Origin of the sequence: Scrofimicrobium canadense (assembly GCF_009696615.1) — a bacterium.
GTDB lineage: Bacteria > Actinomycetota > Actinomycetes > Actinomycetales > Actinomycetaceae > Scrofimicrobium > Scrofimicrobium canadense.
On the sequence record NZ_VULO01000005.1, the window covers coordinates 1 to 20,721 of the forward strand.

Below are 20,721 nucleotides of genomic sequence, written 5' to 3' on the forward strand. Positions count from 1 at the left end.
GGATTCGGCTTCACCAACTTCAACAACTACAAAACCAGAGTCCTCCTCTACGCCGGCAAACCCCACTGGAAAACACTCGACTCAATCACCATCCCCTAACCCACACCCCACCAAAGTCCGAAGAGCCGCAAATCTCACCAAAGAGACCCAAATATCTTACTGCCATGAGTATTAGGACACTGTGATGAAAAAGATTACACAAAAGAAAAGAGTGCGCAAGGGGGGAGTTGAACCCCCACTCCATCTCTGGAACACGGACCTGAACCGTGCGCGTCTGCCTATTCCGCCACTTGCGCGCTGAGATGACTATACCGACAAAACCTATGCATTCGTCAAACTGAGAAGGGTGATTCCTGGAACAGTAGTGTCAATACCATGTAATCTAGGGGGTTGTCACCAAGTAATAGCGACTGAAGAGATGAGGATACCGTGGGCTTCTTCGATAAGTTCGAAAGCGCGGTAGAAAAGGGCGTTAACAACGTCTTTTCCCGGGTTTTTCGCTCGGGTCTGAAAACGGTTGATGTCTCCGCTGCACTCAAAAAAAGCGTTGATGATGCGGCAGCGAATGACAACAGGCTGGCACCAAACTACTTCCGAGTCATGGTAGCGCCAAAGGATTATGCATCTCTTGACGCAGAGGACATCGAAGTGCTTGCGGAGAGCCTATCGCAAGAGGTCACGACCTACGTGGGGCAGCAAGGTTATGCCCTTCTGGGGCCGGTAGAGGTGGATTTCGAAGCATCTGAGACAGAACTCACTGGCAATGTAGATGTTCAAGCCGTCGCTAAGCGTGGTCCAGCCGCACCGGCGGTAGGTGCAACTGCGTCTCCAGATCATCCGATTATCGATATTGACGGTGAAAAATGGCTACTTACAGAGGCTGTGACAGTAGTAGGGCGCGGTAGCGAAGCGGACATCACTGTCAATGACTCAGGAGTTTCACGAAAACACGTCGAATTTAGAATTACGCCTACAGGAGTGATCATTACAGACCTTGGGTCAACCAACGGCACATATGTCGAAGGGCATAAGGTCGACGCGGCAACGTTAGTGGATGGAAACCAGATTGTTATTGGTCGAACTCCGATTCTATTTTGGACTCACCCGGAGGACTGAGTGACCGACCTCGCATTCACTGTCACCAGGATTGGCTTCCTCATCGCCCTATGGCTCTTGGTTCTTGGGGCTGTGGCGGTGTTGCGTAAAGATATCTACGGGACCATGGTTACTCCTAGGGGTAAAGGACGCAGCTCTGGGAAGGCACCAAAAACAGCCCCCACATCTCAGCCACATAATCTCCTTGTCACCGGTGGTCCGTTGACGGGAACCCTATTGCCTTTGGGGAATTCTCCTATCACGATTGGCCGTTCACCGGCATCAACGCTGGTGATTGAAGATCCCTATGCTTCTAGCCGACATACGGTTTTAGAAAATGTTAACGGGGACTGGATAATTTCCGATCAGGGCTCAACGAATGGAACATTTGTCGATGACGAGCGTCTAACTGAGCCACTTCGCCTCACTCCCGGTGTCACGGTGCGGGTGGGCCAGACGACATTCGAGTTGGTGAAGTAATGGAAGACGTCACTTTTGCTTTTGCGGCTCGCTCGGATGTTGGACTGGTCCGAACGAATAATCAGGATTCAGGTTATGCGGGTCCGCGCCTGCTAGTCCTTGCTGACGGTATGGGTGGTCCGGCTGGTGGTGACATTGCCTCGTCTGTTGCTGTCGCGACACTGGCGCCACTCGATTCGGATACTATTCCTGCTGACGAAATGCTGATTCGCCTGCGCACTGCACTTCAAGAAGCGCACGACGAACTGGTAGCCCGCTCAAAAACAGACCCATCACTCAAAGGCCTTGGAACCACCTGTATCGCCTTGCTGCGTTCGGCAAATAAACTGGCCATGGTGCATATTGGTGATTCGCGCGCCTACTTGCTGCGCGACGGAAAACTAGCGCAGGTTACTACCGATCACTCTTTAGTTCAGTACTTGGTTGATACTGGGCAAATTACTCCTGAAGAAGCAGAGCAACACCCCAAGCGTTCAGTAATTTTACGGGTTTTGGGTGATTCAGGAGGTATGGATGTTGCAGACGAAACCCTCCGTGAAGCAGTACTTGGTGATCGGTGGTTACTGTGCTCTGATGGCCTGTCGGGAGTCGTCTCCGCGGATACGATTGCAGAAGTACTCAGACAAACACCTGATCTGGACGAGGCAGCTGCTGAGCTAGTCAACCTTGCCCTCCTAGCGGGCGCTCCAGATAATGTCACCTGTGTTCTAGCAGATGTGGTCCCGTCAACTACGGCACCCAATACGACACCGGAGGTGGTGGGAGCCGCAGCTACCGACCGACTAGCTCCTAGTCAGCTGGGTAAGGGCGCTGCTGGTCGAGCCGCGGCGGTGGTGTCTCCGGGTAAGTCGCAATTGGACGCAGCTGATGATGATGGGCTCGACAGCAAACGATCAACCTGGAAATGGGTGGCCAGCGGTCTTACTCTCTTGCTTGTTGCATGTTTGGCTGCTGTTGGTTTCTTTGGGTACCGGTGGTCACAGAGCCAATACTATTTACTCAGCGATGGCGCACAAATCACTGTTTATCAGGGAATACCTCAGGGAATAGGTGAGTTTAAACTATCTAAGCCACTCCAAGTTGCTGGCGTAAAGCCTGCAGAGTTAGAGCCGATCGACCGGCAGCGACTGCTAGAACCGGTGACGTTTGCGTCCAGAGCAGAACTCGATGCATATTTGACCGAACTTGTTGCACGCGCAGAGCGGCAAGCTGCTGAAGAACAAAAGCGCGACGACTCTCAGAGTGGCAGCACTGCGCAAAGCGGGAACTGATGGCCACGGTTCAGGTATCTCCGGGCAGGCCCCGGCGTTTTGTGGAAATGGTCTTGATGATCTTAGCGGTCATGCTGGGGATCTCGGGCTACGTGTTGACGAACCTTAACCGCACCGGCAATCTTCCTCCCAACATGGGCCTCTATGTTGGGGTACTGATCGCCTTTGCCATTGTTGCCGAAGTAGGTGTGCATTGGCTGGCACCTTATGCCGATCCCGTTATTCTTCCCATTGCCACAGCTCTGACGGGACTGGGTCTGGCAATGATCTATCGCCTCGACCAGTCGTATATAGCCCGTGACGAGCCTATTGTGGGGATACGTCAACTAGTTCTTACAGCTGTAGCATTGGTGATGGCGGCATTGACATTGATCCTTATAAAAGATCACAGGGTGCTTCGCCGGTATACCTATACGTCGATGGTGATATCAGTGATCCTCCTGATCCTGCCAATGATCCCGTTCCTTGGCGTCAAACACTTGGGAGCCCAAATCTGGATTAGGATATTTGGGTTCCAATTGCAACCGGCAGAGTTTGTGAAGATTACTTTGGCTATCTTCTTTGCCGGATATTTGGTGACGAATCGCGATAAACTTGCGGTCGGCGGACCAAAAATTCTCGGACTGCGGCTGCCCCGACTCAAAGATCTTGGACCTATCGTTCTCGTATGGTTGCTTGGAATTGGGATATTGGTATTCCAGCGTGATTTGGGAACGTCTCTTCTGTTCTTTGGTTTGTTCGTCGCCATGCTCTATGTGGCAACAAACAGAGTGTCGTGGCTTGTGATCGGCGCTCTTCTCTTTATTCCAGCGGCCTACCTAGCGATGAAGGCATTCCCTCACGTCGCCAACCGTTTTACAGTGTGGCTACATGCCCTTGATCCCGCCGTTTACGATGCGGAAGGTGGATCATACCAGGTGGTCCAAGGGCTTTTTGGTTTGGCAAATGGTGGACTTTTTGGAACCGGATGGGGACGAGGCTACCCGCAATTAGTCCAGTTTGCGCAGTCGGACTTCATCTTCGCGTCGTTGGGGGAAGAACTTGGCCTTGTCGGACTCCTTGCGATCCTCTTGCTCTACCTGATTTTGGTGGAACGTGGTCTACGAGCAGCACTGGGAACCCGCGATGGCTTCGGTAAACTCCTCGCTGCGGGACTCTCATTTTCGATCGCCCTGCAAGTTTTCGTTGTCCTTGGCGGTATTACTCGAGTCATCCCTCTGACCGGACTGACAGCGCCATTCTTAGCTCAAGGCGGCTCATCCATGATTTCCTCATGGATCGTAGTGGCGTTACTCCTGCGTATTTCTAACGCTGCCCGGCGTCCCGCAACAAAACCTGCCCCATGGAGTCACGATCATGAGACCAAGGGGACATTGTCATGAATGCACAGGTGAGAAAGATTTTTGTCATAGTGTTGGGCATGTTCCTTGCTTTGGGAGTTGCATCAACGCTGATCCAGTTCGTGTATGCCCCTGACCTTGGCGCGGATGGACGCAATGTACGTCGACTTCTTCAAGCGGCAGAACGTGACCGCGGTCCGATAGTTGTGGCGGGAGAACCTGTAGCATATTCGGAACGGCTAGAGGACAGTCGCAGGTACCAAAGGACCTACCCTCAAGGTCCACTCTATGCGGGTGTAACCGGATATTTTTCAGCAATGAATCTCTCTGCCACGGGGATTGAAGCTGCCGAAGATGAGGTTCTCGAAGGGGATAGTTCAGAACTCTTTTGGCAAAGGGTGAAGAATCTCTTTGCGGGCAAGGAGCGCCAAGGAGGGGGCGTGACGCTCACCCTCGACCAAGAGCTGCAGCAAGTGGCTGCCGACTCCTTAGGGGAGCGTGCAGGTGCTGTTGTCGCTATGGAAGCAAAGACCGGCAAGATACTTTCTCTCTACTCTTCCCCCACCTTTGACCCCAACCCCTTGGCGTCGTTAGACACCGCGGTCGCTGAGGAAGCATCGCAGAACCTCAACGCTGATCCGAGTCGACCCCTCGTCAACCGGGCGATTGGAGGCGATCTTTACGCCCCCGGATCTGTATTCAAAATACTCACGGTTACAGCCATGTTGGAAAGTGGTGTGACACCAGAGACAGTCCTGCCGTCCCCTCCTTCGACAATTTTGCCGGGTACAGAAACCCCGATGTACAACAACGAGGATGCAGAATGCGGTAGTGGCGAGGTGTCCTTGACAGAAGCATTTGCACGTTCGTGTAACACCACTTTTGCAATTGCCTCAGAAAAACTTCCTGCAAGGGCGATGCAGGATGTTACGGCGCGATTTGGTTTCGGAGATGGTATTTCCATTCCTCTATCTGTCACGCCGTCTTCCTTTCCCGAAGAACCAAGTCCAGCTGAACTTGCCATGAGCGCCATCGGCCAGTTCGACGTCAAAGTGACACCTCTACAAATGGCAATGGTGACGCAGGCGGTGGCTAACGGTGGCGCAATGATGCAGCCATATCTGGTGGACACCATTCGCGATGCCGACAACCGCGTACGTTCACAAACTGAGCCATCAGTTCTGAGTAACCCCTTGACTGCGGACCAAGCCAGTAGCATCAATACGATGATGAGAGCAGTAGTCGACCAGCCCTATGGCACGGGACAGTCAATGGCAATTGATGGGGTGAGTGTGGCCGCAAAAACAGGCACGGCTGAAACCCAGACAGCGGACGGACAAGTGCGAGCAAATGCCTGGGCTGTCGGTTTTGCACCAGCGGAAGATCCACAGATTGTCGTATCTGTCATCGTAGAGGGGGACGACAACGATCCCATCCCTCACGGCGGGGACGTGGCAGGCCCCATTGCACGAACCCTCATGGAAAGGGGACTCAATTGAGTGTGACTACTGGTTCGCGTCTGGGGGGACGATATCAACTACTTACTTTGATCGCGACTGGCGGTATGGGTGAGGTGTGGAAAGCCCGCGACTCGGTCACGGGGACCCTGGTGGCTATTAAGGTCTTACGCCCCGAATTGAGCGGCGAAGAAATCTCCCTATCACGACTGCGGGTTGAAGCGAAGAATGCGATGGTGGCCCGCCACCCCAATATCGCAGCAGTACTTGATTCCGGCCAGGAAAATGGGCAAGGCTGGATTGTAATGGAACTGGTCGACGGGCGCCCGCTCACCGACTATCTGCGCGAGGGGGGACGTCTTTCAGCCCAGCAGCTGCTACCAATACTGGTGCAGACAGCGTATGCCCTCGATACTGCCGCGCGGGCGGGAGTGGTACACCGAGATATCAAACCTGCCAATATCCTTATCCGCGAGGATGGCCTAGTGAAGCTCACCGACTTTGGGGTATCCCTGGCCGATGGACAAGCTAACCTCACGGCAGCTGGCATGGTCATGGGAACAGCGCAGTATTTGGCTCCCGAGCAAGCTCTTGGGAAGACCGCAACCTCGGTGGGTGACTTGTATTCCTTGGGGGTGGTCGCATATGAGGCCCTAGCGGGATACCGCCCCTATACAGGAAAAACCCAAGTCGATATTGCTTTCGCACACGTGAACGACGAACTGCCCCCGCTTCCTGACGACGTCCCGGCACCGCTTGCAGCGGTCGTCGCAGGATTATTGGATAAAGACCCAGCAAATCGTCCGCAAACAGGTGCGGCATTGGTTCGTCATCTCCGGGCGGTTGCAGATGGGTTGGGGATCGACGTCAATGCACGTCCTCTAGGCGATCCGCAAAGACCGGTAGTCGCTGAGCCTTCTGAGATAGTGCAGATAGAGCGGCCTGAGCCGGAGATCGTGCCCGCGCCAATGCCTACCGTCAACGAAGTGCCAAAAGAAGGCCTAGAAGCGGCCCCAGTTTTCCCTAAAGTTATTCCGCCGGTACGCCACCAGGTGAAAAAGCATCTGCCGGATCACTCCGGTGTGCAGTGGCAGCCAGTGTCTGCCACGCCCCCACCTGTCAAAGAAGTGTATACGCCAAGTGAAAATGAGGCCACGCCTCAAGAAGAGCAGTCCCCGTGGGGACTGTGGGTAATAATAGGGCTGGTTGTTCTAACTGTGGCCCTGATAGTGGTTGCCATGATCCGCAACGCACACGATGAGGGCTCAGGAGATTCCGCCAGCGCCCTGACCAAGGAGGTATCAGCATGGCAAATGCCGACAACCGTCGCCTAGCAGGGCGCTACGAGATCCGTTCCCTGATTGGGCGCGGAGGAATGGCGCAAGTACATCTAGGCTTCGACGTGCGACTTTCGCGTGTGGTGGCCATCAAGATGCTGCGTCCTGATTTGGCACGTGACCCAATTTTCCAAACTAGGTTCCGCCGAGAGGCACAAGCGGCCGCCTCGCTCAACCACCCCAATATTGTCAGCGTGTATGACACCGGTGAAGAAACCATGACCGGCGCCGATGGCCAACCGGTAGGTATTCCCTACATTGTCATGGAATATGTGGAGGGACACACGGTAAAGGAACTGCTCAGTGATGGGACCCCGGTTCCGATTGATGAAGCAGTCGAGATCACTTCGGGTGTTCTGTCCGCATTAGAGAACGCTCATTCGGCAGGTTTAGTGCACCGAGACATCAAGCCAGGCAACGTGATGCTCACCAACGACGGAAAAGTCAAGGTGATGGATTTCGGCATCGCACGTGCAATGAGCGACTCGCAGGCGACCATGACGCAAACAAACGCTGTTGTTGGCACCGCGCAATATCTCTCTCCCGAACAGGCTCGCGGTGAGCAGGTTGATTCACGCTCTGACATCTATTCCACAGGGTGTCTTCTTTTTGAGTTGCTGACGGGCAGGCCTCCCTTCCAAGGAGACTCGGCGGTGGCTGTTGCCTATCAGCACGTCTCTGAGGTGCCTCCTGCCCCATCAAGTATTGCTTCGGATGTACCTGAGAGCCTTGACCGGGTGACGATGAAGGCTATGGCCAAAGATCCGGCTGATCGTTACGCAACCGCTTCGATCATGCGGTTGGATATGATTCGCGCTGTACAGGGACAATCGGTGGATGCCCCCACCGTCGCCTCGTGGACCGCTGTTACCGCGGCTACGACACCTCTTGCGGCGCAGCAAACGGCGACTGCCGTGTACCAGGGACCTACTCGCAGCGGAGGGGCAACAACCCCGACACCGGCACAGGGAAACGAGCAGCTGGAAGAAAAGAAGGGCAAAGGTAAAGCCGTCTGGATCACCTTGCTGGTGATTCTCGCAATAGCGGCTATCGGCGGTACTTTGTACGCCTTGGGCGTTTTTGGCGGTAGTAAAGAACCCGAAGCGCAGTTGAAAGTCCCTAATGTGATTGGCATGTCTCAAGAAGAGGCAATTGCGGCCATTGAAGCTGTAGACCCTGAACTGAGTTTCGATGTTGTTGTGGGCGATCCTGTGGCCAGCGAGGACATCGACAAGGACAAAGTTGCCAAAGTCGATCCTTCTGTCGGCACTGAACTGGGCCGACCAACAGAGTTGAAGGAAAAAGGCGACCCGATTACGATCACTCTTCACCTCTCAAGTGGTCCAGGATCAGTTGACCTGCCCAACATGGCTGGATGGGATCAGCAGCAAGTGCGGGATCAACTTAAGGATCTTGGCCTGGAGATGGGAGATATTAATTATGAAGATGTCCCCGACCAACCCAAGGACAAACTGATTCGTACTGACCCTGCGATGGGAAGCACGCTGCCAGCAGGTTCCACTGTCAACCTGTACTTCTCGACCGGGAATGTCCCAGTTCCAGAAAACAGTCAAGTGTGGGATCACCCGCAAGCTGAAGTGGAAGAGATGCTGAAGGCCCTCAAACTCAATGTGATGATTGGCGAGGGTGAGTATGACGACCGGGTGGCCGAGGGGAATGTCATCTACTTAAGTCCCACTGGCCTGCAACCGCAGGGTACGACGATATCTATCGTTGTGTCGAAGGGCCCCAAGCCGCCAGAACCAGAGCCAACTCCTCCCCCCAACCCAAATCCTGAGCCATCACAGTCAGGCGACCAAGGCTCGAATAACTAAGGCTCAGGCTTGGCCCCACTGCCCACGTACGGGGTCATAAAACTGTACACGGGGCGGCATGCGGCCCCGCCAGCTACCATATGGCCCAGGATGCTGCAAGGAGTTAGCTAGGGATTGTGGTTTCCTGTGTGCGGTGCCCCCAGCGACTGGTGTGGGGGGGGACGACGGATTCTCGTGAGTGCGTGATTTTTGCGGGTTTTCACGGCGGTAACCTGTAAAAATCACACACTCACCGACACAAGAGCGGGTGGGGGCATACCCTCGACTATTGAAAGTGTGGGGCGAACTCTAACCCACAGTTACTTGGTTGAAATGTTCATGAATGGGCGGGTAGACGTAAGTAAATAGCGCCCAAATGATGACGAGGATGAGTAGAAGTGCTTCGATAACCTTGAGCCATTTCGGTCCAGGAAGATGGCGAAAAATCCATCCGTACATATTTCTACTCTCCTAACGCACGGGCTCATCGCGCAGGACGCCAGGTTTACCTTCTGACTTGGCAGTCCAGTATTGCATCTTCGAATACACTATGTAGCGCTCTGAATTTCCGAACTCTGGGTGACAGGTTGTCATGGTCATGATGCGTTCGGTCGGTGCTATTCCAGGCTGATTTGGCACCGGGAAAAGTACCTGAGATTGACTGGGGTCGACAATCTCAAAGCTGTCCATGGTGTAGACCATGTATGCGTCTGCTGTTTCGACTACGAGAATGTCTCCGGGAACTAGCTTGTCAACTGCTCGGAAGTTGTTTCCATAGGTCCGACGGTGACCAGCAACAGCAAAGTTTCCAATTTCCCCAGGTTGCTGGGTATCTACGTAGTGGCCGGCATAGGCCTGGTCGAGAATCCACTGCTCTGTCCCTTGAGCTATAGGAATCTGCATCCAATCCCAACTGGGAACATGAAGAACACCGTAAGTCTCTCCAATTGATACCTCGCCCACCCCTGGAGGTTGATCAGTGCGGTGTTCAGGTTCGATATCGGTAGCGGGTGTTGGATTCTTCTCTTGGAAGGTATTGACCTGAGCTTGACGCAGCGGCTCCACCTGTGCGGTTGTCCACCACAGCTGCCAGACAACGTACAGCCCTAAGAATATGGCAATTGTGATGAGCACCTCCCCCACGAAGCCCAACAAGTGCCAGAAGAAACCAACTTTCTTCTGAGGCTTGGCCTGAGACCGAGGTGGGATAGGGTTACTGTTCAGCTGCGCATTGCGCAGCTCGCTACGGGTCGGGAAAGGACTAGTCACCTTTTTCCTCCGATCCTTTTGTGGAGTTGCATATTCAAGAGCTAGTCTATGGGGAGAAAACGAAACCGGAGGGTGAAGTGGCCGACAATAAAGATAAGAGTCGCGAGAAAGCGGCGCGTGCGCGGGCAGAAGAACAGTCTGAAATACCTAGCTGGACTGATGGTATTCCACTTAGTCCTTCCTGGTGGGCACCTGTTTTCATTACGCTGCTTATTGTCGGCTTACTGTGGATAGTCATTTTCTATTTTTCAAGCTATCAGTTCCCCATTCCGGGAATCAGAAACTGGAATCTGCTGATTGGAATAGGAATCATGATGGTTGGTTTTATCATGACTCTGAAGTGGCGTTAGGCGACTCCAACTGCGTGAAGAAGTGGCATGAGGCCCTGATATAGGCCGACAGTGATGCCTGCCAGCAACGCACAGACGCCTGCTGTTGCTGCGATGGACCATAGGGTCTGTTTTCGCTCAGTCATTCCCGGTCGGGGGCGACTGAGAACCAAGTACATCCATGCGACCAGTGCACCAACAATCAAACCGCCAATATGTGCTTGCCACGAGACTGACCCCGCATTGATAAAGCTAAATGCCAGGTTGATTCCCAGCAGCACCAGGATTGCGGTTGTCGACATGCCCGAGAGTCGTTGTTCGACGAATACTGCGCCCAAGAGGCCGTAGAGCGCCCCAGATGCTCCAACGGTGACCACCAGTAGAGACTGGTTGTCGGCATATACCCATCCGAGGATTGCCATGGACCCGCCCATGATACTGAGTAGGTACAGGCAAACGAAACGCCAACGTCCAGCAGCCTTCTCAACAGCCGCGCCGATGATGTAGAGCATCAGCATGTTGAAAAATAGGTGAAAAAAACCGATATGGACGAAACCTGAGGTAATGAATCGCCACGGTTGCGTATAGGCCGCTGCTGGGTTGAAAGCCAATGCGTTGTATATCGCAGGCCAGATCTTTCCTAGCACAAAAATCAGCGCGTTAAGGATTAGCACCGCATAGGTGACAACTGGCTGTCCGCCAGGGACCGCCAGGGTGAAACGCCTGCGAGAGCGCGGGTTAGCGCAGTCCACGCAGATGGTGCCAACTTCGGTCGGAATGGTGCAATCAGAACAAGTGGGCCTATTACAGCGCTTACAGTAGCCCACGGCGGGTGTCCCCGGATGACGGGGACACATCTCCGCACGTGGCTTTTGCGCATATTGCCCAAAACGGGGCAGGTCAGACATTAGTCCTCAATATCGATATGTTCGATTACGACGTCGTCGACTGGACGATCGGCTGCCCCCGTGGGGGTAGCCGAGATAGCATCGACAACTTTCTTTGACTCGTCGTCGGATACTTCACCAAAAATGGTGTGTTTTCCATCCAGCCAAGGCGTGCTATCTGTTGTGATGAAGAACTGGGATCCGTTAGTTCCCTTGCCCATACGAGTCCCGGCGTTGGCCATTGCCAGGAGGTAGGGCTTGTTGAATCGGAGATTGGGGCTAATCTCGTCGTTGAAGGTGTATCCGGGACCGCCTGTGCCTGTCCCGAGGGGGTCGCCACCTTGAATCATGAAGCCGGGGATTACTCGGTGGAAGATAACTCCGTCGTAGAGGGGCCGGGAAGTCTTCTGGCCGCTTGCGGGGTCAGTCCACTCGCGTTCTCCTTTGGCAAGTCCCGCAAAGTTTGCCACAGTTTGCGGGGCCTCTGCTGGGAATAGCTCGACGTTGATAGTGCCTTTATTTGTGTGAATGACTGCTTTCATATGCCTATCTTGTCATTATCTGGCGCTCATCGCGACGTCCAGGGGTGCGCTCAGAGCGGATTAGAGGCAGAATAGACTCTGATACACGCCACGTTCTAGCGAATTGAGGACCACAGTGGGCATAAGAAATAACGATGATGTAAAGCAGCGCGCCGCTGAATTAGCTAGCGTGGTTGCAGACAAAGCCTCCGAGGCTCTGCTGACCGCGTCTGAGCTGACCAAAGCTGGTGTAAAAGTAGCGAAGCCTAAAGTACTGAACGCAGCGGATGCAACAGTGAAAGCGGCTAGTCCGTGGGTTGATTCCGCGGTTGCCAATACTGCGCGCTTCACAGAACGCGCTGGTGAGGGACTCCACAAGGTCCATCAAGATCTAGTGGATGACTATTTGCCTCGCTTGGGGCATGCTGTTGAAGCTGCTGCCGCTAAGGCCTCAGTTCCTGAAGCCGTAGAGGCTGCCCGCGTAGAGCTAACCCAGCCTCGACGTCGTTCGCGCGGTAAAAAAGTTCTGAAGTGGACTCTGGTTGCTGCTGGTGCGGCCGGGGTTGGATACTTGTTGTGGCGTCGTTCGCGCCCAATCGAAGATCCTTGGGCTGAGGAATACTGGTCTGATCTGGAGGCCGAAACTCCTGATGTAGTGGATGAGTCATTGGTTACAGAACAGACTGCTGATGCTGAAGAAGCTGCCGATACTGCAGCAATTGCGGTTGGTGAAGAGACTGCGCAAGGCGACGAAGACTGAACACAATGAACTGGGGGCGAGCACTGCTTGCCCCCAAAGTTGTTCTATCACAGTGTGCTAATTACCATGGCAGTGAGGTATTTGTAGCCGGGACACTGTTTTACTTGGGGGAATACGCACTACGCTGGCGATCCCAGCTGCCAATCGCATGTAGGTAGCCTTCAGCTGCCGTAGCGATAGAACTGACGGGAACAGCCTCATCAACCACATGCATCGCTGCTCTAGGACCAGGCCCCCAAATGACGGTGGGCGGCCAATTGAGAGCAGCCCCCAAAGGTGCCGCCTCCGTACCAAATGCAGCCGGCTCAGATTCAGGTTTTAGACGAAGCCCACTCACCCAAGGGTCGCTCGCTGCAGTCCATACTGGAGGATGATGGGCAACGACGCGCACATCAGCTGTTTCCGGCTGGCTGCGCCACCAATCAATCACTGGCTGGGCATCCGGGTCTACGGTCCTTATGTCAATATCGATAGTGGCAGTATCGGGCACCACGTTGCGCATGGTGCCACCACGCATAATTCCAATGTTGAGAGTTTCTTTACCCAACCGCCAATGCTCCCTCAGGGGCATCTCTGATTCGGCGCGCGAAATGAGGGCCGCCGCTTTACTGATGGCATTTTCGCCGAGGTGGGGAGCCGAACCATGTGCGGAGCGGCCACGTACTGTCACTTCTAACCACAGGGGTCCTTTATGGCCGAGGAGTAATAGCCCATCGGTTGGTTCTGCGACTAAGATCGCACCCACCTTGATGTCAGCTTTCTCAATGGCCTCGATCACGTCGGGGGTGCCCGCGCATCCCCATTCTTCCCTTGTCGACAAAGCTAGCGCCACAGGTGCTGTTGGTCCAGCTTCAAGCATTGCAGCAATTTGCGCGCCTACCCCAGACTTCATGTCCGAGGCTCCCCGGCCTCTCAGCATTCCGCCGACGATATCACCGCACCAGGGATCAAAACTCCAATCATCGGGCGTTGCCACGACTGTGTCGACGTGACCACTCAACAGGAGAAGTTCCTTTCCGCAGTGTTGCGTGGGGGCAACAACTAGCGCACGTTCATCGCGCGCCCAGCTGAGGGTATAGCCTGGATTTGCCTCGAAAATACGGGCGACCCATTGTAACGCTTCGACTTCTCCCGGGGTTCCTGTGGTGGAGTTGATACGCACGAGTTCTGAAGTGATCTGTGTTGCACTCTGGCCTAGGTTTCCCATAGTTCAACATTAGATCAGACCGCATATGAGCATCAACGGACGCCGCCCGTTAACATGGGAATCCCTATGAGGGGCATTTCGATAGCCCTAATTGTTCGTACAAATACGTTAGGTTGATGATGCTGCACTTTCAGACGAGAGTAGTGAGGTAGGCTGCCCGCAGGCAGTCCAAGGAGGCACGACAATGAGTCGACGAGTGACAATTCGGGATGTGGCACGTTTGGCGCACACGTCTGTTTCGACGGTTTCGGCTGCCTTCAGCACGCATTCTTCTATCGCCCCTGAAACTCGGCAACGGGTTCTCGAAGCGGCGAATCAGTTGGGGTGGCGTGCAGATAGGCGTGCGTCCCAACTTCGTCGCAGCGACTATGTCGTTGTAGGAGTTGTATACGAAGTTCAACAGGCATTTCAGGCGCAGCTGGTTGATGCGTTGTATGCGGCCGCTGGCAAGGCCCCCGGAGTTGAGTTATTTCTCGCTGGCGCTACGGCCCATCATTCAGAACTTGAGTGCTTGCGTCTCTTACTTACGGAACGCTGCACCGGGTTGATTCTCACTGGGGCTGGGCTTGCTTCACCGCATATCATCGAGGCGGCTCGTACGATGCCGGTGATGAGCCTGTGCCGTTCTGTAGATCTTCCCGGGGTTGACGAGGTGTATTCCGACCCTGATCAAGGGGAAGATCATGCTATCGAACATCTTGTGAGCATGGGGCATCGAGATATATGGTTCGCTAGTGCACCCGGTAGGTCTATGGGCGAAGAAAGAGAAGCCGCATTTAGTGCCGCCATGGAGCGCCGTGACTTGACTTCATATATGCGCATCTTGCGTGTGGGGGATACCGTCGGAGCGGGCGTGGCAACGGCAGACGCCATTGTTGAGGCGTCGAACCCTCCCACCGCAGTGGTGGCATATAACGATATGGTGGGAGCCGCTATTGTCCGCCGCCTGAGGCAACGCGGAATCCGTGTGCCTGAAGATGTGAGCGTCGTTGGTTATGACGACACAGACTTGGCTTCTGATCCCACCATCGAATTGACTACCATCTACCAGCCGGGCGAGGCGATGGCAGCAAAGGCATTAGAGCTTCTCAATCAGAGAATGACGAGCGGGATGGCTGGTGAGGGAGAAGAACAACGCATTTCATTCCCGGCGCGGCTCGTGATCCGCAGTAGTACTGGGCCGGTAAGGCAGTGAGGAAAAACTCCGAAACGTTACGAATGCTAAATCGTTAGTTATTTTGTTCTAACATATGTTTCACTGTGAATGTGTCGCGCGGACGCGGCGTGAATAGAGACGATCACAGTGGCAAAGGAGTCGTCAGTGATGACGAAGAGAACTATAGGCGTTGGGGTCATCGGGCTAGGGTGGATGGGCCGATTACATTCGCGTAGTTACCGAAAACTTCAGGAATACTATCCTGACCTCGATGCTGATATCCAACTGGTTGCCGCTGCGGATCCCCTCGAAAGCAACCGTGACGCAGCAGTTTCACAGCTGGGATTCGAGCGCGTGTATTCCGACTACAAGGACCTCTTGTCTGATCCTGACATTGACGTCGTATCTATATGTTGTCCCAATTTCCTCCATCGTGATGTGGCTGTTGCTACCGCTCAAGCTGGTAAACCCTTTTGGATTGAAAAACCGATGGGTGTAAGTGCCGCGCAATCGCAAGAAATTTCCGCGGCAGCTCAGCGCCATAACGTGGTGACAGCCGTCGGGTTCAATTATCGGCACACTCCCGCCATTGAAAAGGCGCGTCAACTTATTCACGAGGGGAAGCTGGGTCGCATCACAAATGCTCGGTGCTGGTTGATTGCTGACTATGCAAGTTCCCCCACCGGACCTCTCACATGGAGATATAACCGAGAGCAAGCAGGAGCTGGAGTTCTTGGCGATTTAATGAGCCATGGCGCTGACCTGGTGCACTACCTGTGTGGCGCGATTACGGATGTCACTGCTGTGACTGGAACTTTTATTCCAAAGCGTCCTATCCCACTCAAAGCAGGTGTTGGCCACGAAGGATGGCAAGTTTCCGACGAACTAGGTCCCGTGGAAAATGAAGACTATGTTGCAGTGCTGGCACGTCTAAACGATGGTGTCATCGCCACTATTGAATCGTCGCGCGTGTGCGTTGGCCCTCGCGCTGAATACGTCATCGAAGTCTATGGCACTGATGGGTCTATACGGTGGAACTTTGAACGCCTCAACGAGTTGGAAGTATGCCTGGGAAGGGACAGTGAGTTCCAGGGATATACCCGCGTGATGGCCAACTCCCATTTCCCGGCATTTTCAGTGTTCCAGCCATCAGCTGGAACGTCAATGGGCTTTGACGACATGAAAGTTGTTGAAGCAGCGCAGTTTATTGAATCAGTTCTATCCGGAATCCAATATGCCCCTAGTGCCGCTGATGCGTGCCTAGCAGCAGAAGTAGTCGACGCGGCTGTCGCTTCGGCTGAAGATGGCACCTGGCATGCGGTTGCACCCGTGACAGGGCCTCTCACATTTGACCGGATTGATGAGGACACAAAGGAGAGTCATGTCTAGTACGGAGACTGCGGGTGACGAAATACTTCAGTCGCGTAAGAGTGCGCGAGAATATGTCGCTAAAGTACCGCCATCAGGTAAGAAACGAAAGATAGGCTTCATAGCTTTTGTTGTCACCTTGGGGTCATTCCTCTTTGGCTACGACACGGGTGTGATTTCTGGGGCCCTTCCCTATATGCAGATGCCGTGGAACGCTGGCGGGCTCCACATGACCTCTTTGGAAGAGGGGTTTGTTGGCGGTACTCTGCTGATTGGCGCAGCATTTGGGGCGCTTTTTGCAGGTCGTCTCTCTGACACCCTTGGACGTCGCCGTACCATCATTTGGCTGGCAATTATCTTCGTCATCGGTTCACTGGGGACAGCCGGAGCCCTCAATATCTGGATGATGTACCCATTCCGCTTTATCCTAGGCTTGGCCGTAGGTGGGGCATCGGGAATTGTCCCCGTCTATCTTTCTGAGACCGCTCCGAAACGTATTCGCGGCACGATCGTAGCGATCGATCAGCTCATGATTGTCACCGGTCAGCTTATGGCATTCTCATTCAATGCAATCATTAACCACGTATATGGCGGACCGCAACTGGATGTGGTTGAGGACCCCTCGGGGATTCTCCAACCAGGAATGCAGCCTTTCGATAATGTGCTCCACCAAAAAGCCACTTCTATCGGTACCATGAGTGACTCCCAGTGGTGGCAGTTCATGGATAACCTCACTGTTGCCGGAGGTAACGGCGCAGGTTGGCGTTGGATGCTGCTTCTATGTACCATTCCAGCCGTTGCCCTATGGATTGGCATGAGGATGATGCCCGAGTCTCCTCGTTGGCTGGCTGCGCGTGGTGACTACTATGCTGCGATTGGCTCCCTCAAGCGCATTCGGGATGAGGATAAAGATGGAGACATTGCAGACGAGATCTACGACATTGCAAAAACAAATGAACGTGAGAAGGGCCTTCCCCAGGGCAGATTTGCAGATATTATTCGAACTCCTTGGATCAGGAAGCTCTTCTTTGTCGGGTGTTTCATTGCAATAACGAACCAAACCACCGGTGTCAATACTGTGATGTACTATGCTCCCAAAGTCTTGGAGTATGCCGGTATGGGAACGTCTGCGGCAATCACCGCGCAAGTAGCCAACGGTATCATGTCCGTTGTTGGCTCCGCGGCAGCGTTGTGGATCATCAGTCGCTTTAGGCGCCGACAGATATTGATCTCCTGTCTCTTTGGCGTATTCGTCTGCTTGGGTCTCATATCATTGCTTTTCGGATTTACCATTCAACCAGCAATGGACTCAGGCGTATTCCCACCGAGCTGGGCACCTTTCCTCGTCCTTGGAATCATGGGTATCTTCATGCTGATTGTTCAAAGCTCGAACGGTCCTGTGGTTTGGACCATGATGGGCGAAATGTTCCCGGCACGTGTCCGAGGCGCCGCAAACGGCGCTGCAGTGTTCATTCTGTGGGTGATGAACGCCATTGTTGCCATCAGCTTCCCGCCCATGATGGCAAACCTCGGTGGAGCGTGGACCTATGGAATCTACTCGGCTATCAACTTGGTCTTCGCCTTCGTCCTGATCAAGATCATGCCCGAAACTTCGGGGAAGTCCTTGGAGCAAATCGAAACTGAAATGGAAGAACGTTTTTCCTAAAGAGACATGGGCGAGGGATTCGTGAGGGTTCCTCGCCAACCAAAACCGCACTATGAAATGAAAGAAGAGAACCATTATGAGCAAAATCAGTCTGGCAATCGCCCCTATTGCCTGGACCAACGACGACCTTCCAGAGCTTGGCGCTGAAAACACATTTGAACAGTGCATTTCTGAAATGGCCCTTGCGGGATTCACCGGCACCGAGGTCGGAAATAAGTACCCGCGTGATACAGACGTCTTGCGTAAGGCCTTAGAGATGCGTGGCTTGCGGGTTGCCTCTGCGTGGACCAGTCTATTCCTGACAACGAAACCGTTTGAAGAAACTGAGCGTGACTTTATTGCACAACGTGATTTCCTCAAGGCAATGGGAGCCGACGTCATCGTTGTGGCCGAACAAGGTCACTCTATCCAAGGTTTAGATGAACCAGTCTTCGATAATCAACCGCAGTTTACTGACGAGGAGTGGGATCGTTTGACGACTGGCTTGGAACGGCTGGGTGAGCTTGCGGCCGAAACAGGCCAGCGAATCGTCTACCACCACCACATGGGAACAGGCGTCCAAAGCGCTGCCGAAATTGACCGCTTGATGGAAAATACTGATCCTGAAAAAGTCTCACTGTTATTGGACACGGGTCACCTCACTTTTGCCGGAGAGGATCCCATGGCAGTTGCCGAGAAGCACTTCGACCGTATCGGCCATGTTCACTTGAAAGATATCCGTCCGGACGTGCTTCAACGCGTAAAGGACGAAAAGATGAGTTTCCTCGATGGCGTCAAAGCGGGAGTATTTACTGTCCCAGGCGACGGCTTCGTTGAGATTCAGCCGGTTGTCAAGAAATTTGCCGACTCAGACTACGAAGGTTGGTTTGTTGTCGAAGCAGAGCAGGATCCTGCTTTGGCTAATCCGCTCGAATATGCTCTGATGGCACGCGACTATATTCGTAACACCACCGGCATCTAGGCGTTTGACATATAAACATATAAAGGGGGGCAGAGCTTTCTTCTGCCCCCCTTATATATGGGGTATCAGTGCCAGAAGTGGCGTGTCCCCGTGAAATATAGGGTGATTCCGGCGTTTTGAGCTGCCTCAATAACCTCTGCGTCGCGGATCGACCCACCCGGTGCGACTACTGCGCTCACGCCTGCATCAATGAGGACTTGGAGTCCATCTGCAAAGGGGAAGAAAGCATCAGATGCCGCAACTGCCCCCTGGGTTCGTACGCGGCCTGCATCAAGAGTATTAGCCCGTTCAACGGCGAGCCGCGCGGAATCAACTCGATTGACCTGCCCCATACCCACGCCAACAGTGGCACAATCTTTAGCTATGAGAATCGCATTCGACTTCACTGAACGCACAGCGCGCCACGCAAATGTGAGGTCTTCCAGTGTCTGGTTGTCCGCCGGGTTTCCTGCCGCCAACGTCCAGAGCTGAGGTGAATCACCGAACGAACTACCATCTTCGCGTTCACCCTCTGCGTCTATAGCGTCGATTTCTTGGGCGATAGCACCCCCGTCAATCTCGGTGAATTCCCAGCGAGACTGATGAGGTTGATTGACGAGCAGCAGACGCAAGTTCTTTTTTTCTTGCAGTAGAGATAACGCATCATCGTCAAAACTAGGTGCTGCCACAACTTCGGTAAAGACAGGTACGATCTTTTCGGCTAGTGCTAAGTCGACGCCTCGGTTGACTGCGACTACGGAACCGTACGCAGAGAGGGGGTCGCACGCAAAAGCTGCCGCATATGCCTGCGCCACATTCTCAGCCGTAGCGATCCCGCAAGGGTTGGCATGCTTGATGATGGCCACGGCCGGACCTTTTTGATCCCACGCTGCACGCACGGCTGCCTGAGCGTCTTGATAATTGTTATAGGACATGGCTTTGCCACCCAGTTGTGTGGCTGTTGCCAGGGAATCACCGGAAGCGGCTTCTGGGCTTTCGTCAACGTAGAGGCCTGCAGCTTGGTGGGGGTTCTCTCCGTAGCGTAGTGGTGAGCTCTCACGCCAGGTGCGTCCCATCCACTCGCGTTCTTTTCCTAGTTGTTCGCCCAGCCAGGAAGCAACTGCAACATCGTATGCGGCGGTGGCTCGGAAAGCCTCAAGCGCAAGGCGTTGCCGTTGTTCCGTGGTGGTGCCGCCATCACGCAGTGCACTCATGACTTCTTCGTACTGTGAAGGATTGGTGACCACGGCAACATGTGCGTTGTTCTTTGCGGCTGCTCGGATCATAGTGGGGCCACCAATGTCGATCATCTCGATGCAATCGGCGAAATCGGCACCGCTGGCAACGGTATCAACGAAGGGGTATAGATTGACAACGACGAGGTCAAAGGGCTCAAGGCTGAGCTGGTGTAACTGTTCTCGATGGGTTTCTTTTGACAGATCTGCCAGGATTCCAGCATGGACCGCTGGGTGCAGTGTCTTTACGCGACCGTCAAGGCATTCTGGGAATCCGGTCAGTGTTGACACTTCAGTCACTTTTACGCCCGATTGTGATAGCCGTGTCGCGGTCGAGCCGGTTGAGAACACCTCGACGCTGGCAGCGGAGAGTGCCTGGCCCAGTTCTTCCAAGTGGGTCTTATCGAAAACAGAAACCAATGCGCGGCGAATGGGTTTACGGGTCATATGTGCTCCTCTTTCTCAAGCGGGCACCCAGGCGGGCGATGCACGACGCGTTTTGTGTTGCCGCTCCCTGATGGTTTTCCATCTGCGCCAGTAACGGCAACTCCTAGTTTATCGTGGAAAAACTAGCAGGCGTCAATGTGCT

At 54.0% G+C, this 20,721-nt stretch carries 19 protein-coding genes, 1 tRNA gene and 1 riboswitch; of the genes, 13 read left to right on the plus strand and 7 right to left on the minus strand.

The features are described from left to right. Positions 1 to 212 precede the first annotated feature (212 nt). Positions 213 to 296, minus strand: a tRNA-Leu gene (locus FYJ24_RS04610). Positions 297 to 429: 133 nt separating this feature from the next. On the opposite strand from FYJ24_RS04610, the gene FYJ24_RS04615 reads away from it, so the two are divergent. Genes FYJ24_RS04615 through pknB form a run of 7 tightly spaced genes read left to right on the plus strand, consistent with a single transcriptional unit; the run spans position 430 to position 8,815 of the window. Next, positions 430 to 1,116 carry a DUF3662 and FHA domain-containing protein gene (locus tag FYJ24_RS04615; RefSeq protein ID WP_318656539.1) on the plus strand — a complete coding sequence of 229 codons (687 nt, stop codon included), beginning with the start codon at positions 430 to 432 and terminating at the stop codon, positions 1,114 to 1,116. Next, positions 1,117 to 1,575, plus strand: coding sequence for an FHA domain-containing protein FhaB/FipA (locus FYJ24_RS04620; RefSeq protein WP_318656540.1), 459 nt, complete (start codon positions 1,117 to 1,119; stop codon positions 1,573 to 1,575). After that, the gene (locus tag FYJ24_RS04625; protein WP_154544077.1) at positions 1,575 to 2,846 is read left to right on the plus strand and encodes a PP2C family protein-serine/threonine phosphatase; all 1,272 of its coding nucleotides are present in this window, start codon (positions 1,575 to 1,577) and stop codon (positions 2,844 to 2,846) included. Before FYJ24_RS04620 ends, FYJ24_RS04625 begins: the two co-directional genes overlap by 1 nt. Next, complete coding sequence (locus FYJ24_RS04630) at positions 2,846 to 4,228, plus strand: FtsW/RodA/SpoVE family cell cycle protein (protein WP_154544079.1); 1,383 nt, start codon at positions 2,846 to 2,848, stop codon at positions 4,226 to 4,228. The genes FYJ24_RS04625 and FYJ24_RS04630 overlap by 1 nt, the downstream gene beginning before the upstream one ends. After that, complete coding sequence (locus tag FYJ24_RS04635; RefSeq protein ID WP_154544081.1) at positions 4,225 to 5,685, plus strand: peptidoglycan D,D-transpeptidase FtsI family protein; 1,461 nt, start codon at positions 4,225 to 4,227, stop codon at positions 5,683 to 5,685. Before FYJ24_RS04630 ends, FYJ24_RS04635 begins: the two co-directional genes overlap by 4 nt. A gap of 2 nt (positions 5,686 to 5,687) precedes the next feature. Beyond that, positions 5,688 to 6,977 (plus strand): serine/threonine-protein kinase, encoded by a 1,290-nt coding sequence (locus FYJ24_RS04640; RefSeq protein ID WP_318656554.1) that lies wholly within the window; start codon positions 5,688 to 5,690, stop codon positions 6,975 to 6,977. Next, positions 6,950 to 8,815 (plus strand): Stk1 family PASTA domain-containing Ser/Thr kinase, encoded by a 1,866-nt coding sequence (gene pknB / locus FYJ24_RS04645; RefSeq protein WP_154544083.1) that lies wholly within the window; start codon positions 6,950 to 6,952, stop codon positions 8,813 to 8,815. Before FYJ24_RS04640 ends, pknB begins: the two co-directional genes overlap by 28 nt. A 288-nt stretch (positions 8,816 to 9,103) precedes the next feature. Here pknB and FYJ24_RS12590 read toward each other — a convergent pair whose 3' ends face one another. Together FYJ24_RS12590 and FYJ24_RS04650 are read right to left on the minus strand one after the other, a co-directional pair. After that, positions 9,104 to 9,253: a hypothetical protein gene (locus FYJ24_RS12590; protein WP_206192502.1), complete on the minus strand. Its 150-nt coding sequence runs from the start codon at positions 9,251 to 9,253 to the stop codon at positions 9,104 to 9,106. Between the two features lie 12 nt (positions 9,254 to 9,265). Next, positions 9,266 to 10,063: a class E sortase gene (locus tag FYJ24_RS04650; RefSeq protein ID WP_318656541.1), complete on the minus strand. Its 798-nt coding sequence runs from the start codon at positions 10,061 to 10,063 to the stop codon at positions 9,266 to 9,268. A gap of 77 nt (positions 10,064 to 10,140) precedes the next feature. Between FYJ24_RS04650 and FYJ24_RS04655 the strand changes: the two genes are divergently transcribed. Next, positions 10,141 to 10,413: a cell division protein CrgA gene (locus tag FYJ24_RS04655; RefSeq protein WP_318656542.1), complete on the plus strand. Its 273-nt coding sequence runs from the start codon at positions 10,141 to 10,143 to the stop codon at positions 10,411 to 10,413. Here FYJ24_RS04655 and FYJ24_RS04660 read toward each other — a convergent pair. Both FYJ24_RS04660 and FYJ24_RS04665 read right to left on the minus strand, forming a co-directional pair. Next, the gene (locus FYJ24_RS04660; RefSeq protein ID WP_225872008.1) at positions 10,410 to 11,300 is read right to left on the minus strand and encodes a rhomboid family intramembrane serine protease; all 891 of its coding nucleotides are present in this window, start codon (positions 11,298 to 11,300) and stop codon (positions 10,410 to 10,412) included. The genes FYJ24_RS04655 and FYJ24_RS04660 overlap by 4 nt on opposite strands. Next, positions 11,300 to 11,821, minus strand: coding sequence for a peptidylprolyl isomerase (locus FYJ24_RS04665; protein WP_154544085.1), 522 nt, complete (start codon positions 11,819 to 11,821; stop codon positions 11,300 to 11,302). Before FYJ24_RS04665 ends, FYJ24_RS04660 begins: the two co-directional genes overlap by 1 nt. 115 nt (positions 11,822 to 11,936) lie before the next feature. Between FYJ24_RS04665 and FYJ24_RS04670 the strand changes: the two genes are divergently transcribed. Then, positions 11,937 to 12,560, plus strand: coding sequence for a hypothetical protein (locus FYJ24_RS04670; RefSeq protein ID WP_154544087.1), 624 nt, complete (start codon positions 11,937 to 11,939; stop codon positions 12,558 to 12,560). A 100-nt stretch (positions 12,561 to 12,660) separates the two neighbouring features. Here FYJ24_RS04670 and FYJ24_RS04675 read toward each other — a convergent pair whose 3' ends face one another. Next, on the minus strand, positions 12,661 to 13,767 hold the full coding sequence (locus tag FYJ24_RS04675) for a M20 family metallopeptidase (protein ID WP_154544089.1): 1,107 nt from the start codon (positions 13,765 to 13,767) through the stop codon (positions 12,661 to 12,663). Positions 13,768 to 13,951: 184 nt separating this feature from the next. Here FYJ24_RS04675 and FYJ24_RS04680 point away from each other — a divergent pair, with 184 nt between their 5' ends. From FYJ24_RS04680 to iolE, 4 genes are all read left to right on the plus strand, one after another. Further along, complete coding sequence (locus FYJ24_RS04680) at positions 13,952 to 14,962, plus strand: LacI family DNA-binding transcriptional regulator (protein ID WP_154544091.1); 1,011 nt, start codon at positions 13,952 to 13,954, stop codon at positions 14,960 to 14,962. A 126-nt stretch (positions 14,963 to 15,088) separates the two neighbouring features. Continuing rightward, complete coding sequence (locus tag FYJ24_RS04685; RefSeq protein WP_404814699.1) at positions 15,089 to 16,312, plus strand: Gfo/Idh/MocA family protein; 1,224 nt, start codon at positions 15,089 to 15,091, stop codon at positions 16,310 to 16,312. Beyond that, positions 16,305 to 17,957 (plus strand): MFS transporter, encoded by a 1,653-nt coding sequence (locus tag FYJ24_RS04690; protein WP_154544095.1) that lies wholly within the window; start codon positions 16,305 to 16,307, stop codon positions 17,955 to 17,957. The genes FYJ24_RS04685 and FYJ24_RS04690 overlap by 8 nt, the downstream gene beginning before the upstream one ends. Before the next feature lie 76 nt (positions 17,958 to 18,033). Further along, the gene (gene iolE / locus FYJ24_RS04695) at positions 18,034 to 18,918 is read left to right on the plus strand and encodes a myo-inosose-2 dehydratase (RefSeq protein WP_154544097.1); all 885 of its coding nucleotides are present in this window, start codon (positions 18,034 to 18,036) and stop codon (positions 18,916 to 18,918) included. Positions 18,919 to 18,983: 65 nt separating this feature from the next. Here iolE and purH read toward each other — a convergent pair whose 3' ends face one another. Further along, complete coding sequence (purH, locus tag FYJ24_RS04700) at positions 18,984 to 20,579, minus strand: bifunctional phosphoribosylaminoimidazolecarboxamide formyltransferase/IMP cyclohydrolase (RefSeq protein WP_154544099.1); 1,596 nt, start codon at positions 20,577 to 20,579, stop codon at positions 18,984 to 18,986. An 18-nt stretch (positions 20,580 to 20,597) separates the two neighbouring features. Continuing rightward, a riboswitch (ZMP/ZTP riboswitch) is annotated at positions 20,598 to 20,684 on the minus strand. Positions 20,685 to 20,721 lie beyond the last annotated feature (37 nt).

What these genes read in the sequence shown, in the direction of transcription:
- FYJ24_RS04625 (WP_154544077.1), top strand. Translation starts at nt 1,575, where the DNA reads ATGGAAGACGTCACTTTTGCTTTTGCGGCTCGCTCGGATGTTGGACTG.
- FYJ24_RS04630 (WP_154544079.1), top strand. Translation starts at nt 2,846, where the DNA reads ATGGCCACGGTTCAGGTATCTCCGGGCAGGCCCCGGCGTTTTGTGGAA.
- FYJ24_RS04635 (WP_154544081.1), top strand. Translation starts at nt 4,225, where the DNA reads ATGAATGCACAGGTGAGAAAGATTTTTGTCATAGTGTTGGGCATGTTC.
- pknB (WP_154544083.1), top strand. Translation starts at nt 6,950, where the DNA reads ATGGCAAATGCCGACAACCGTCGCCTAGCAGGGCGCTACGAGATCCGT.
- FYJ24_RS12590 (WP_206192502.1), bottom strand. Translation starts at nt 9,253, where the DNA reads ATGTACGGATGGATTTTTCGCCATCTTCCTGGACCGAAATGGCTCAAG.
- FYJ24_RS04660 (WP_225872008.1), bottom strand. Translation starts at nt 11,300, where the DNA reads ATGTCTGACCTGCCCCGTTTTGGGCAATATGCGCAAAAGCCACGTGCG.
- FYJ24_RS04665 (WP_154544085.1), bottom strand. Translation starts at nt 11,821, where the DNA reads ATGAAAGCAGTCATTCACACAAATAAAGGCACTATCAACGTCGAGCTA.
- FYJ24_RS04675 (WP_154544089.1), bottom strand. Translation starts at nt 13,767, where the DNA reads ATGGGAAACCTAGGCCAGAGTGCAACACAGATCACTTCAGAACTCGTG.
- FYJ24_RS04680 (WP_154544091.1), top strand. Translation starts at nt 13,952, where the DNA reads ATGAGTCGACGAGTGACAATTCGGGATGTGGCACGTTTGGCGCACACG.
- FYJ24_RS04690 (WP_154544095.1), top strand. Translation starts at nt 16,305, where the DNA reads ATGTCTAGTACGGAGACTGCGGGTGACGAAATACTTCAGTCGCGTAAG.
- iolE (WP_154544097.1), top strand. Translation starts at nt 18,034, where the DNA reads ATGAGCAAAATCAGTCTGGCAATCGCCCCTATTGCCTGGACCAACGAC.
- purH (WP_154544099.1), bottom strand. Translation starts at nt 20,579, where the DNA reads ATGACCCGTAAACCCATTCGCCGCGCATTGGTTTCTGTTTTCGATAAG.